Genomic DNA, 12,481 nt, shown 5'->3' on the forward strand with positions numbered 1-12,481 from the left:
AATGCGCATACAGACGGTGCCGCCTTTACTGTTGTCCCGCGAAGCGGCTCAGGTTTTTGTAGCCTGTTCCTCGGAAGAAAATCTGGAGCTGCCTGAAGGCACGCCGCTCTGGGAGACGCCGGAGCAGGCCGCCGCGGCGTGCCCGGAAGGGAGACTGTGGGTGGTGGAGGTGCCGCCCGGCGGAGCCGTGCACTATGGCGAAAGCTGGCGGCTGCAACGCTCATTGACGGCCTCGGCCGTTCGCAACCGGTCGCCCTATCGTCCCCCGATCACCGTACCGGCCGCGGGCGGTGTCGTGGTGCGGAGCGCGGAGGTGCCCGAGGTACTGCTCATCCACCGGCGGGGGCACTGGGATCTGCCCAAGGGCAAGTGTGATCCGGGCGAGTCGCCGGAAGCCTGCGCCCGTCGGGAGGTGAGCGAGGAGCTGGGCATCTCGCCCGAGACGCTCCAGCTCCGGAAGCCGCTGGGCCGCACGATCCACGCCTACCCGCTCGACGGTCATTACGCCGTCAAACCCACCTGGTGGTTTCTGATGGAGACCACGGCCACGACGTTTATCCCCCAGGCCGCCGAGGACATCCGGGAGGTGTGCTGGTTTCCGCTGGAGGAAGCCTGTCGCCGCGTGCGCTATCCAACCCTGCAGGCGCTGCTACAGCACCTGGCCGAGCTCGCCGGTTCAGGGCTGCTGTAAGGTTGCGGCTTCTTCCATCATGGATAACAATTCACGCAAATCATGCAGCTTCCCGAGACAATCCTGGGTGGCCTGGCGCCCGAGGAATTCCTGGCGAACTACTGGCAGAAACGGCCGCTTTTGATCCGGCAGGCGCTGCCGGGCTTTCGGTCGCCCATCACGCCCGAGGAGCTGGCCGGACTGGCCTGTGAGGAAGGGGTGGCGGCCCGGCTGATTCTGGAAAAAGGCGGAGCCTATCCCTGGGAGGTGCGCTACGGGCCGTTCGCGCCCGAGGATTTTGCCGCGCTGCCACCCACGCACTGGACGCTGCTGGTGCAGGAGGTCGATCGGCTGGTGCCGGAGGTGGCCGCGCTGCTCGAAACGGTGCGCTTCATTCCCAACTGGCGCCTGGACGACATCATGGTCAGCTACGCGCCCGAGGGCGGAACGGTCGGAGCGCATATCGACAACTACGACGTGTTTCTGGTGCAGGCCTGGGGGCGTCGCCGCTGGCAGATCAACCATCGGCCTGTCGAACGCGAGGAGCTGGTGCCGGGACTGGAGGTGCGTCTGCTGGCCCACTTCGAACCCGATGCCGAATGGATTCTGGAGCCCGGCGACGTGCTCTACCTGCCGCCCCGCACCCCGCATTACGGCGTGGCCCTGGAGGACTGCATGACGTTCTCGATCGGCTTTCGGGCGCCCGATCAGGCCGAGCTGGCCGAAGCCATGCCCCGCATGGCCACGTGGCTGGACGGCGGCCGGCGCTATGCCGATCCCGATCTGAGGCCCGCCGACGAACCTGGCGAGATCACGCCGGAAGCGCTCGATCAGATTCAGACGCTGCTCCGGGAACTGATCGACGATCGGGCCCGGCTGGCCCGCTGGTTCGGCTGCATCATCACCGAGCCCCGACGGGGCCTGCTGCCGGAGTCGCCCGAACGCCCGCTTTCTGCAGCGCAACTGCGCCGGCGGCTGCAGCAGGGGGCGACGCTTCGGCGCAATGCGATCCCGGAGCTGGCCTACGTGCGCCACGCGGACGGATCGGCCACACTGTTCGCCTCGGGCGAGGCCTACGAGTTGCCGCCCGAGCTGGCCGACGTGGCCCCCCTGCTGACAGGCCGCCGGCCGCTGAGCGCCGAAACACTTCGACCCTGGCTCGAACGGGACGACTTTCTGGAACTCCTCCAGACGCTTGTCCATTCCGGCATTCTGTCGCTGATACCAGCCCGCAAACGCTGACATGCCCGGTCCCTGGAAGTGTCTGCACCGCGAGGTGCTGGCCGATTACAAGGTGTTTCGCATCTGGCGCGAACAGGTGCAGCCGCCCCGCGCGCCTCGTCCTTACGATTTCTATCTGCTGGAGGCCATCGACTGGGTCAACGTGATTCCGATCACGCCGGACGGTAAGATGGTGTTCGTGCGCCAGTACCGCTACGGCACCCGGGAGGTCTCGCTGGAGATTCCGGGCGGGGCGGTGGATCCGGACGATCCATCGCCGCTGGAAGCTGCCCGGCGCGAGTTGCGCGAAGAGACCGGCTACGAGGCCGAACGCTTCGTCTATCTGGGCGCGGTGGCCCCCAACCCGGCCATTCTGACGAACCGCTGCCACACGTTTCTGGCCGAAAACGTCCGGCCGGTCGGTCCCCAGCAGCTCGACGACGCCGAGGAGATCGAGGTCGTGCTGCTCGATCCGGCCGAGATTCCGGCGCGCATTCGCCGGGGCGAGATCAACCACGCGCTGGTCGTGGCTGCCTTCTACCTGTATGAACACCGGGACGAAGGACAGCGGTGAGGGAGACGTTGATCGAACCGTTTCGCAGGGTCTGGGCGGCGTTCGAGCGTCGGTTGTTTCCGGCCCCCTCAAGCGATCGGCTGTTCAACCTGTACCGCGATCGACATCCCGAGCTGGATCGGCCCGAAGCGCCGGCCATCCGGCGACGCAACCTGTGGCGTTATCTGGCCGCCTACGAGACGCCCCCGCCGGTCTTTCTGCTGGCCGAAGCGCCGGGTCCCTGGGGCTGCCGGTTTTCCGGCGTGCCGCTCACGAGCGAGGCGCAGCTGCTGGACCCCGACTTTCCGCTTGCGGGCGAGGCGTCCGGCCTGTCCGAACGCCCGCACCGCGAGTACAGCGCCCGCATCTACTGGCGCGTCATGCGGCCGTACTTCCCACGCTTTTTCACCTGGAGCACCGTGCCGTTGCATCCCCACCGGCCCGGGGCGCCGCTGTCGATTCGCACGCCCACGCAGCGCGAGGTACGCGACTGGCTGCCGCTGGTGGCCGACCTGATCGAAGCGCTGAAACCCGCGCAGGTAATCGCCATCGGTCGAAAAGCCGAGTTTGCGCTGCAGTCGCTGGGCGTGCGCTGCACGTACGTGCGCCATCCGTCGCAGGGCGGTGCCCGTCTGTTCGAAGCCGGCGTGCGGGCCCTGCTGGACGATTTATAAAGTCTCTGCCGAATTGCGTCCCTTTTTCAGAAAGGATTTGTAGTTTGTCGTTCATTCCGAAAAAGTCGACCAACCTGGAGCATTCCCATGCAGAAGCATATTGTCCGCGTCTATTCTTCGAAGGAGCATCTGCCGCGCGAGGAGCAGCTGGCCTGGAAACTGGCCCGGGTGGCCACCGACGAGGCGCCCATCGACGAAGAGGCCGCCGAGATGGTGATCAACCGGATCATCGACAACGCGGCGGTGGCCGTGGCCGCGCTGAACCGGCGGCCGGTCGCCAACGCCCGCACGCAGGCGCTGGCGCATCCCAATCCCGAAGGCGCCACGCTCTTCGGGCTGCCTTCGACGCAGCGGTTCAGTTGCGAGTGGGCCGCCTGGGCCAACGGCGTGGCCGTGCGCGAGCTGGACTTCCACGATACGTTCCTGGCCGCCGACTACTCGCATCCGGCCGACAACATCCCGCCCATTCTGGCCGTGGCGCAGCAGACCGGACGCAGCGGGGCCGATGTGCTGCGCGGCATCCTGGCGGCCTACGAGGTGCATATCAGTCTGGTGAAGTCCATCTGCCTGCACAAACACAAAAAAGACCACATCGCGCACCTGGCGCCGGCGGCCACCGTGGGCATCGGCGCGCTGCTCGGACTCCCCACCGAGATCATCTACCAGGCGGTGCAGCAGGCCGTGCACGTGTCGTTCCAGACCCGCCAGTCGCGCAAGGGCGAGATCTCGAGCTGGAAGGCCTATGCGCCAGCCTTTGCGGGCAAGCAGGCCGTGGAGGCCATCGACCGGGCCATGCGCGGCGAGACGTCCCCTTCGCCGATCTACGAGGGCGAAGACAGCGTGATCGCCTGGATGCTCGACGGCCCCGACGCCGTCTATGAGGTCTGGCTGCCCGAGCCGGGCGAGCCGCGCCGCCAGATTCTGGAATCCTACACGAAAGAACACTCCGCCGAGTATCAGGCGCAGGCGCTGATCGACCTGGCCTTCCGCATGCGGGAAAAGATCGACGACTTCGAGAAGATCAAGGAAATCGTCATCTACACGAGCCACCACACGCACTACGTGATCGGCTCCGGCTCGGGCGATCCGCAGAAGTACGATCCGAACGCCAGCCGCGAGACGCTCGACCACAGCATCATGTACATCTTCGCCGTGGCGTTGCAGGACGGCACCTGGCACCACGAGCGCAGCTACGCGCCCGAGCGAGCCCGGCGACCCGACACGGTGCGGCTATGGCGGAAGATCCGGACCGTCGAGGATCCCGAATGGACGGCCCGCTACCACCATCCGGATCCGTCGAAAAAAGCCTTCGGCGGGCGCGTGGAGATCACGTTCGAAGACGGGAGCAAGCTGGTCGACGAGATCGACGTGGCCAATGCGCATCCGAACGGCGCGCGGCCGTTCCGCCGTCCGGACTACATCCGCAAGTTCGACACGCTGACCGAAGAGATCATCGACCGCGCCGAGCGCGACCGCTTCCTGGGACTGGTCGAACGCCTGCCCGAACTGACGCCCGAAGAAGTGCTGGAGCTGAACGTCGTCGTGCCCCGCGACTGGCTCACGCACGCCGAACGCGACCGCCGGGGCATTTTCTGAGGGTGATTTCCCGAATCTATTTTGAGATTCGACCGTCCAGATATGGACGGTCGAATTTTTTTGTTGCAGCGTAATGGAACCACGCGACGAACGTCAGCGGCTGGCCGAGCAGGTGCGCCGGATCTGCCTGGAGACGATGCGCCGGGCCTACGAGGACGCCCGCATCCAGGGACTCTGTGCCGAAGGCGCCTTCGAGGCAGCGGTTTCGGCCGTGGCCATGCTGGACCTACAAACCCTGCTCGCACGCCCGGAATGAAACCCTTTCTGCTGGGGCTGAGCCTGGTACTGGGGGCCTGCTCGGCGCAGGCGCAACTGGTGCCACTCTGGCCGCTGCCGGTGCCCGACACGTCGGCGGACAACGCCTTCGGCGAGGCGGTGGCGCTGGGACCGGACCGGGCGGTGGTGGGTGCCGGGGGCGTGCGCGGGTGCGGACCGGCTTCGGGCGCGGTGTACGTGTACGAACGCCGAAACGAGGCGTGGACGCTGGCGGCCGTGCTCCAGCCGGACGACTGTGCGTCCGGGCGCCATTTCGGCCGCGCGGTGGCGCTCGACGGCGATCGGATCCTGGCCGTGGCGGCCGGACAACCCTACCGCACCGAAGTGGCCGACGCCGCCTATGTGTTCGAGCGCGGCGCCGGCGGGCGCTGGCACCAGACTGCCCGCCTGACGGCCCCACCGGACGCCCCCACAGGCGCCTTCGGTGCGGCCGTGGCGCTCGACGGCCCCCGGGCCGTCGTCAGCACCTGGGGCGATCCGGCCCGGCAACGACCGGGCGCGGCGTACGTGTTCGTACAGCAGCCGGATGGCTTCTGGAAGCTGGAGGCCACGCTGACCGACACGCTCGCACCCGGCGGCCCCTGGCCCGGCGGAGCCGTGGCGCTCGACGGCGATGTGGTGGCGCTGGCCGCTCCGTCGTACCGCTACGATCGATCAAGTGCTGTGCTGCTGTTCGTGCGCCAGCCCGACGGAAGCTGGCGGCGCGACACGACGCTTGCGGGCATCCGGGACTTCAACCCGGCGCTGGCGCTGACCGGCGGCGAGCTGCTGGTGGGTGAGCGCCTGGGCGGACGCCACAGCGGCGGGCGCGTCCGCCACTACCGCCGCCTGCCTGATGGACGCTGGACGCTCGTGGCCACGCTCGATCCTCCGCAACCGTACCCGAACGGCGGCTTCGGGGCCGCGCTGGCTTTCGACGGTCGCCGGGCGCTCGTCTCGGGCTTCGACGAACAGCTCGGCCTCGACTTCAACGTGGACCAGGTGGTGTACGTCTTCGTGCACACGGCCGATCGCTGGTGTTTCTGGCGACGCATCGACCCCGGCGAAAAAGCCTTCGGCGCCGCGCTGAGCCTGCACGGAGACCTTGCGCTCATCGGTGTGCCGCGCGAAGGCGCTCCCGGTGCCGCCTACCTGATCCCGCTGAACGCCGCCCGGTGTGAACTGAAGGAACCGGTCGGAAAATAACCGTATCTTTCTGAATCCAGGACCTACAAGGTGCACAATGGAGGCCCCTCGGGAAAGCATTTACCGGGTCATTCAGGATGAGGTGACGCGGGCCGGATGTCGCCTTGTTCGCGTATTGCTTTTCGGAAGCCGCGCGCGTGGCGATGCACATCCGGATAGCGACTGGGATCTGTATGTCGTTATAGACAGGGATCCGGGCTTTCATCAACGAAATGCCATTGCTTCAAAAATCTGCTGGCGGCTGGCTCAGGAAGGTATCGTGGCCGATGTGTTTGTGCAGGCGGAACAGACCGTTCGGGAGCGTGCCGAAGACCCCGGGTATCTCACCTATTATGTGCTTAAAGAAGGTGTCGCCCTGTGAATGAGCGGGCTGTCAGAAACTGGATTCAAAAAGCAGAGCACGATCTGAAGATCTGAAAAGATGAGATGGCCATGGAAAATCCGGCCACGGATATGGTCTGTTTCCATATGCAACAATGCGTGGAAAAATATCTCAAAGCATTTCTCATCTGGCATGGAAATCCCTATCCCAGAACGCACCGCCTGGCTGTGTTGATTGCGCTGTGTGCAAGTATCGATCCTGACTTTGCCCGGTTAATGGCATGGGGCGTTGATGAATTGACACCCTACGCAACCAGTTTGCGATATGGTGAGGAGTTTTACATGCCCTCCGTAGAGGAAACCATCCGGGCTATTGAACTGGCGGAGAACGTTCGGCATTTCGTGAGAGAGAAGCTCGCGGAGGGAGGAATGGTGTTGTAATGGTCATGCAAGCACGTGCCGCAGCCAGTGCTCCAGGTGCTCGGTGGCGTCGGGAAGGAGAGGGAGGGCGCCGACGCCGTCTTCGGCAAGGGCACGGGCCAGACGGCTTTCGGCGAAGCGACCGGCTTCGCCGTTGCGGTACGGGTAGAGGGCCAGCGCCTGAGCTATCGTGCCCTTGCCCTGGCGGGTGAAGTAACTCGAGAGCGCGTCGCGGTAGCGGTGCAGGTCGTTCAGCGCGTCTGTTGGCGGTCCGGGCACCCCGTAGCGACGTACGTAAGCCGGCGAGGCATCGAGCCGATACTTTGCGTCGAGCACGTAGTGGACGGGCGGAGCATCGGGCCGAAAGCGGGACAGCAGCAGGTCGGGTTGCTGGGGGACAAGCAAAGCGCGAGCACCCCAGCGCGGGTTGTACACGAGGCGAAGGCGTCCGCCGTCCGAAAGAGGAAACGACAGCGGACGGCCGCGCACCGGGCGAAGCTGCAGCCCGTCGTCCGACAGTGTGAACAGCCGGTGCAGCAGAAGCGACCGGCCGGTCATCCGACTCAGCAACCGGACCAGCGTCAGGTAGCACCAGTACTCGTAGAGCGTGTGGATCTGTCCGACTTCGAACGAAAGCAACCCGCCCAGCAGCGAAAGCCGCCGGCGCAGCCAGCAGAAGATCCGATGGGCCTGACGGTACCCTTCGGCGTGAAGCAGGCGCATCGTGGGTGGGGGCGGAAGCAGCGGAAGCATGGCCGCAGGAAGGCGCTGCTGCAGCCGCTCCAGCCGGGCGGCCAGCGCCAGGAGGGCCTGTCGACGTGTGCGCGTGGCGGCGTCCGGACGCGTCTGGCGATCGGCCAGCCGTTGCACCTGCCGGAGCGTGTGGTCGAGTTGCCAGGCCAGCCACCGGTGCTCCGGCGTGTCGGTGGTCACGACGGTCCGGGGTGCCCATTGCAGGCGGTGGGTGCGAACCCCCGCCAGATGCACCTCCGGTCCCTGACCGCCGCCGGTCTGCACCGCCCGTCGCAGCGCGGCATCCGGCCGCCGCACCGCCTCCAGGGGTTGCCAGCAGCGGGACATCCGCACCTCGGTCAACGGTCGGTGTGCGATGCGCCGGAAGGCGACCTCCAGCGCGTCGAGCACGGCCGCCAGGCGGGCGATCCAGCCCGGAAGTTCATCGGGCGGTCCGGCCAGCACCCGACCGGGTTGCCGGACACCGGACCCGAAGCGTAGCGCCGGCTCGATGGTCCACGTCTCCAGATCGGCCAGCATGGCCTCGTAGTCGGACCGGTAGGCCAGGCGCGTGGGGAAGATCTCCAGCTCCAGCCGCAGGTGCGGGCGCTCGTCGTACCACACGATGAAGGACGTACGGCCTGCGTACGTGCCGAAATGCACCATGCCGTGCCACAGACGTCCGCCTTCGAGCGCGTGCAGGTCGCGAAGCAACGCCGGGTTGGCATGACGAAGTGCAACAGGCCGACCGTCGCGGCTTTCCAGCAGCAGCCGGTAGCGCGTCTGCTCGATCAGCCCCGGCGCATCGGCGACGCAGTGCAGCGTCGGCTCTGCGTCTGCATCGAGCGCCCGGGCTTCCACCGTCAAAGGAGGGGCGGAAGGTTGCCGGAGTGGGCCTTCCCAGGTGAGCCGCACGCGGTCGGTTTCGATCGTGAAGTAGCGCATGAATTATTCCCAGAACGAAGCGAAGCCTTCGCTTTCGAGCCGAAGCCACATGTGCGCCAGGCGGGCGGCCGTCATGGGAAAGGCGGTTTCCGGCCAGCGGTCCGGGTAGCCCGCCGCCGTCCAGGTGTCGAGCAGCGCGTGCAGTTCGTCGTCGCGTTCGGCCGGTGCGCCGGTGACGGCCCAGCCCAGCAGGGCCCGGAGGGCCCGTCGCAGCGTGGGCGAGCTGCCCTGCAGGCGGGGGAGCACCTTCATCCAGAGCGCCAGGTCCAGCGGATCGACCGGTTCGCCGGTGCGCGTTCGGAACGCTTCGGGCGTTTCAGCGGCGTGCAGCACGAACAGTGCCACCTCGTCGCGCGTCCGGTAGGCCACCGGAAAGCCGGCGGGCTGCAGCCATCGGTTGAGCGTCTGGAGCGTCTCCAGCACGCGATCCAGTTGCTTTTGCTCCGCGTCGGATGGCGTCGGTAGCTCGGCCAGGCGGAGCGCACGGGGCCACCAGGCCGTCACCGGCCAGGGCTCGGGCTCGACCACCGAGGAAACGGGCGTGGCCGTCAGGTCGATCTCTGTCAGCTCCAGCGTGAAGGCGCGGTCGATCACCTTGCGGCTGAAGCCGTGGGTGGTTTCGTCCACGTTCACCGTGCCCACCAGCGCGAAGTTGGCCGTCCAGGCCACGCGGGCCCAGCCCTGATCGGCCGGAGCGAGCGACAGTTGCAGCAGGGGTTCGGTGGTCCAGCCGCCTTCTGGAAGCGGGCGACGATCTTCAATGCGGCTGAGCGCTTCGGCCAGGTACTGCTCCGGTCGCGCCAGGTTCATCTCGTCCAGCACGCCCACAAAGAACCGATTGGGTTGCTGCTGCGCCTCGCGCATGAGGCGCAGCAACACACCGGGACGAAAGCGGCCCTGCAGGTCCACGTAGCCCAGCAGTTCGGCGCTGTCAGCCCAGTCGGGGCGCACGGGGATGAGCTGTGCCGCGCTGCCGGTCGCCTCGGCCACCAGCAACGGAAGTTTTGATTTCCCCGTGCCGGTAGGTCCCGCCAGGATGACCAGCGGTTTGGTGCGAAGCGCCGCCACGTAGGCCGCCACGATCCAGGGCGCATAGACGAATCCCCGGCCTTCCAGGTGGCTGAGGAGCGTTTCGAGCGCGGCGGCCCGGTCGAACGCTTCGGCGCGGTAGCGCACGCGTTTTTCGCGCACGACCGGTGCCGGTCGCTCGATCCTGAGCCGGCGCAATTCTTCCAACGCCGACATGGCCCGCTCCAGGTCGGCCGCCCGCGCCCGGATCAGAAACTCCAGCACTTTTTCGTCCACGCGCGGAAGCAGGTGCAGCACCTGCTGCACGACCGACCGAAAGTCGGGATAGTTGCGTACGACCTCCAGCTTGTCGGCGAATGCCTCGAACGGCACCCAGGCTTCTTCGGAGAGCACCACCAGCGGTCGCACGCGCACGCGGTGCGGATAGGCCACGCCCGGCACCAGCGGCGTGTGGTCTTCGAAGGGCTCGCCCGTTACCTCAAACATGCCCACGAGCACCTTGGAGCCCGACAGATAGGCGAAGATTCGATCGCCCGGACGCAGGCGATGGAGCGCAGCCCGCCCTACCCGGTGCACGGCAAAGGTGCCCGTCTGCAGAAAGGCCGGGTAGTGCTGGGGCGGGATGGCCCAGAGCCAGGCGCGTCCCTCGCGAGGGCGATATGTGGTAGGCGCTTCTGCCATCGCGCGCAATATACGCCCGGAAGTTGTCGAAAACGCAACTTCTGACGGGACTTCCGGTTCTTGGAAAGGACCGGTGCAAAATGAAGGCACGAGATGGAGGGAGCGGTTGAAACCCGGAAGTTCGAGCTGGTGGCGCCGTTCGAGCCGACCGGCGATCAGCCCCGCGCCATCGCGGAGCTGACCGAAGGCATCCTGCGCGGCGACAGATACCAGACCCTGCTGGGCGCGACTGGCACGGGAAAGACCTTCACCCTGGCGCACGTCATTCAGAATGTGCAGCGGCCGACGCTGGTGATGAGTCCCAACAAGACGCTGGCCGCGCAACTCTATGGCGAGTTCAAGCAGTTTTTCCCCAACAACGCGGTCGAGTTTTTCATTTCCTACTACGACTACTACCAGCCCGAGGCCTACATCCCGGCCACTGATACCTACATCGAAAAGGACCTGGCCATCAACGAGCGGATCGATCGGCTGCGCCTGCGGGCCACCAGTGCGCTCGTCTCGGGTCGGCGCGACGTGATCGTGGTGGCGTCGGTCTCCTGCATCTACGGGATCGGCTCGCCGGACGAGTACCGTGAGCAGATCGTGCCGCTGCACGTCGGCCAGCAGATCGAGCGCAACGAACTGCTTCGGCGACTGGTCAACATCTACTACACGCGCAACGACGTGGAATTCAAGCCGGGCACGTTCCGCGTGCGTGGCGACGTGGTGGACATCTTCCCGGCCTATGCCGAAGAAAGCGCCTTCCGCATCGAGTTCTGGGGCGACGAGATCGACCGCATCGCCCGACTGGATCCCGCCACGGGCGAGCTGGGGGCCGAAGAGGCGGCCATCACGATCTATCCGGCGAAGATTTTCGTGACGCCGCGCGACCGGCTGGAGCGGGCCATCGCCTCGATCGAGGAAGAATTACGCTGGCGGCTGGCCGTCCTGCGGGCCGAGGGCAAACTGCTCGAAGCCCAGCGCTTAGAGCAGCGGACGCGCTTCGACATCGAAATGCTTCGCGAAGTCGGCTACTGCTCGGGCATCGAAAACTACAGCCGGCATCTTTCGGGTCGGGCGCCCGGCGAGCGGCCCTACTGCCTGTTCGATTACTTTCCGGACGACTACCTGCTCATCATCGACGAAAGCCACGTCACGATTCCCCAGGTGCGGGCCATGTACAACGGCGACCGGGCCCGCAAGCTGACGCTGGTCGAGCACGGCTTCCGACTGCCCTCGGCGCTCGACAACCGGCCGCTGACGTTCGAGGAGTTCGAAGCGCTGCACAATCAGGTGATCTTCGTGAGCGCCACGCCCGGCGATTATGAGCTGGAAAAGAGCGGCGGCGTGGTGGTCGAACAGATCATCCGTCCCACGGGCATCCCGGACCCCGAGGTCGAGGTGCGGCCCACCGAAGGCCAGATCGACGACCTGCTCGAAGAGATCCGTCAGGTGGTGGCCCGTGGCGAGCGGGCGCTGGTGACCACACTCACCAAGCGCATGGCCGAAGACCTGGCCGAGTACCTGGACCGCTTCGGCGTGCGCGTGCGCTACCTGCACTCCGAGATTGACGCGCTCGAGCGTGTGGACCTGTTGCGTGGCCTGCGGCTGGGTGAGTTCGACGTGCTTGTGGGCGTCAACCTGCTCCGCGAGGGACTCGACCTGCCCGAGGTGTCGCTGGTGGCCATCCTCGACGCCGACAAGGAGGGCTTTCTGCGCTCGGAGCGTTCGCTGATCCAGACGGCGGGGCGGGCGGCCCGCAATGCGAACGGCAAGATTCTGCTCTACGCCGACAAAATCACCGAGGCCATGCAGCGCATGATCGACGAGACGAACCGTCGGCGGGCCATTCAGCTCGAATACAACCGCAAGCACGGCATCACGCCGCGCACCGTGTACAAGTCGCGCGAGGAGATTCTGAAAAGCACGATCGTGGCCGAAGAGAAGTACCGGCCGCTGGTCGATTCGCCCCGCTACGAGGAGCCCGAGGTGCCGCCGATCGTGGCCGATCCGGTCTTGAAGGAGCTGACGCCCGAGCAGAAGCGCGAACTGATCGAACAGCTCCGGCGCGAAATGCTCGAAGCCGCCGAGAACCTGGAGTTCGAGCGGGCGGCCGAGCTGCGCGACACGATCCTGGCGCTTGAGCGCGAGCTGGACGCGTCCGAGGCCGGGTAGGCATAACGCATCGCTCGGGTA

General features: G+C 66.3%; 12 protein-coding genes. 10 read left to right on the plus strand and 2 right to left on the minus strand.

Annotation, left to right across the window (positions count from 1 at the left end):
- The first annotated feature begins 1 nt into the window (after position 1).
- The 9 genes from GYH26_RS00200 (at position 2) to GYH26_RS00240 (ending at position 6,937) form a co-directional block, all read left to right on the plus strand.
- On the plus strand, positions 2 to 691 hold the full coding sequence (locus GYH26_RS00200; RefSeq protein WP_161540004.1) for an NUDIX hydrolase: 690 nt from the start codon (positions 2 to 4) through the stop codon (positions 689 to 691).
- A 42-nt stretch (positions 692 to 733) separates the two neighbouring features.
- The gene (locus tag GYH26_RS00205) at positions 734 to 1,912 is read left to right on the plus strand and encodes a cupin domain-containing protein (RefSeq protein WP_161540005.1); all 1,179 of its coding nucleotides are present in this window, start codon (positions 734 to 736) and stop codon (positions 1,910 to 1,912) included.
- A 1-nt stretch (position 1,913) separates the two neighbouring features.
- On the plus strand, positions 1,914 to 2,465 hold the full coding sequence (locus GYH26_RS00210) for an NUDIX hydrolase (protein ID WP_161540006.1): 552 nt from the start codon (positions 1,914 to 1,916) through the stop codon (positions 2,463 to 2,465).
- The gene (locus GYH26_RS00215) at positions 2,462 to 3,118 is read left to right on the plus strand and encodes a uracil-DNA glycosylase (RefSeq protein WP_161540007.1); all 657 of its coding nucleotides are present in this window, start codon (positions 2,462 to 2,464) and stop codon (positions 3,116 to 3,118) included. Before GYH26_RS00210 ends, GYH26_RS00215 begins: the two co-directional genes overlap by 4 nt.
- 87 nt (positions 3,119 to 3,205) lie before the next feature.
- Positions 3,206 to 4,714: an MmgE/PrpD family protein gene (locus GYH26_RS00220; RefSeq protein ID WP_161540008.1), complete on the plus strand. Its 1,509-nt coding sequence runs from the start codon at positions 3,206 to 3,208 to the stop codon at positions 4,712 to 4,714.
- Between the two features lie 73 nt (positions 4,715 to 4,787).
- Entirely contained in the window at positions 4,788 to 4,970 is a 183-nt protein-coding gene (locus GYH26_RS00225; protein WP_014065783.1) for a hypothetical protein, read from the plus strand.
- Positions 4,967 to 6,175 carry an FG-GAP repeat protein gene (locus tag GYH26_RS00230; RefSeq protein ID WP_161540009.1) on the plus strand — a complete coding sequence of 403 codons (1,209 nt, stop codon included), beginning with the start codon at positions 4,967 to 4,969 and terminating at the stop codon, positions 6,173 to 6,175. Before GYH26_RS00225 ends, GYH26_RS00230 begins: the two co-directional genes overlap by 4 nt.
- A 37-nt stretch (positions 6,176 to 6,212) precedes the next feature.
- The gene (locus GYH26_RS00235) at positions 6,213 to 6,536 is read left to right on the plus strand and encodes a nucleotidyltransferase domain-containing protein (RefSeq protein ID WP_014065785.1); all 324 of its coding nucleotides are present in this window, start codon (positions 6,213 to 6,215) and stop codon (positions 6,534 to 6,536) included.
- Positions 6,537 to 6,607: 71 nt separating this feature from the next.
- Positions 6,608 to 6,937, plus strand: a complete 330-nt coding sequence (locus GYH26_RS00240; RefSeq protein ID WP_196795518.1) for a HEPN domain-containing protein — start codon at positions 6,608 to 6,610, stop codon at positions 6,935 to 6,937.
- 3 nt (positions 6,938 to 6,940) lie between these two features.
- Here the strand turns inward: GYH26_RS00240 and GYH26_RS00245 are convergent, their stop codons facing one another.
- Both GYH26_RS00245 and GYH26_RS00250 read right to left on the minus strand, forming a co-directional pair.
- Positions 6,941 to 8,593: a DUF2357 domain-containing protein gene (locus GYH26_RS00245; RefSeq protein ID WP_161540010.1), complete on the minus strand. Its 1,653-nt coding sequence runs from the start codon at positions 8,591 to 8,593 to the stop codon at positions 6,941 to 6,943.
- 3 nt (positions 8,594 to 8,596) lie between these two features.
- Positions 8,597 to 10,303, minus strand: a complete 1,707-nt coding sequence (locus tag GYH26_RS00250) for an McrB family protein (protein WP_161540011.1) — start codon at positions 10,301 to 10,303, stop codon at positions 8,597 to 8,599.
- A gap of 93 nt (positions 10,304 to 10,396) precedes the next feature.
- Here GYH26_RS00250 and uvrB point away from each other — a divergent pair, with 93 nt between their 5' ends.
- On the plus strand, positions 10,397 to 12,460 hold the full coding sequence (gene uvrB / locus GYH26_RS00255) for an excinuclease ABC subunit UvrB (protein ID WP_161540012.1): 2,064 nt from the start codon (positions 10,397 to 10,399) through the stop codon (positions 12,458 to 12,460).
- Positions 12,461 to 12,481 lie beyond the last annotated feature (21 nt).

It is taken from the genome of Rhodothermus marinus, assembly GCF_009936275.1.
Lineage (GTDB): Bacteria > Bacteroidota > Rhodothermia > Rhodothermales > Rhodothermaceae > Rhodothermus > Rhodothermus marinus_A.

What these genes read in the sequence shown, in the direction of transcription:
- GYH26_RS00200 (WP_161540004.1), top strand. Translation starts at nt 2, where the DNA reads ATGCGCATACAGACGGTGCCGCCTTTACTGTTGTCCCGCGAAGCGGCT.
- GYH26_RS00205 (WP_161540005.1), top strand. Translation starts at nt 734, where the DNA reads ATGCAGCTTCCCGAGACAATCCTGGGTGGCCTGGCGCCCGAGGAATTC.
- GYH26_RS00210 (WP_161540006.1), top strand. Translation starts at nt 1,914, where the DNA reads ATGCCCGGTCCCTGGAAGTGTCTGCACCGCGAGGTGCTGGCCGATTAC.
- GYH26_RS00220 (WP_161540008.1), top strand. Translation starts at nt 3,206, where the DNA reads ATGCAGAAGCATATTGTCCGCGTCTATTCTTCGAAGGAGCATCTGCCG.
- GYH26_RS00225 (WP_014065783.1), top strand. Translation starts at nt 4,788, where the DNA reads ATGGAACCACGCGACGAACGTCAGCGGCTGGCCGAGCAGGTGCGCCGG.
- GYH26_RS00230 (WP_161540009.1), top strand. Translation starts at nt 4,967, where the DNA reads ATGAAACCCTTTCTGCTGGGGCTGAGCCTGGTACTGGGGGCCTGCTCG.
- GYH26_RS00235 (WP_014065785.1), top strand. Translation starts at nt 6,213, where the DNA reads ATGGAGGCCCCTCGGGAAAGCATTTACCGGGTCATTCAGGATGAGGTG.
- GYH26_RS00240 (WP_196795518.1), top strand. Translation starts at nt 6,608, where the DNA reads ATGGAAAATCCGGCCACGGATATGGTCTGTTTCCATATGCAACAATGC.
- GYH26_RS00245 (WP_161540010.1), bottom strand. Translation starts at nt 8,593, where the DNA reads ATGCGCTACTTCACGATCGAAACCGACCGCGTGCGGCTCACCTGGGAA.
- GYH26_RS00250 (WP_161540011.1), bottom strand. Translation starts at nt 10,303, where the DNA reads ATGGCAGAAGCGCCTACCACATATCGCCCTCGCGAGGGACGCGCCTGG.
- uvrB (WP_161540012.1), top strand. Translation starts at nt 10,397, where the DNA reads ATGGAGGGAGCGGTTGAAACCCGGAAGTTCGAGCTGGTGGCGCCGTTC.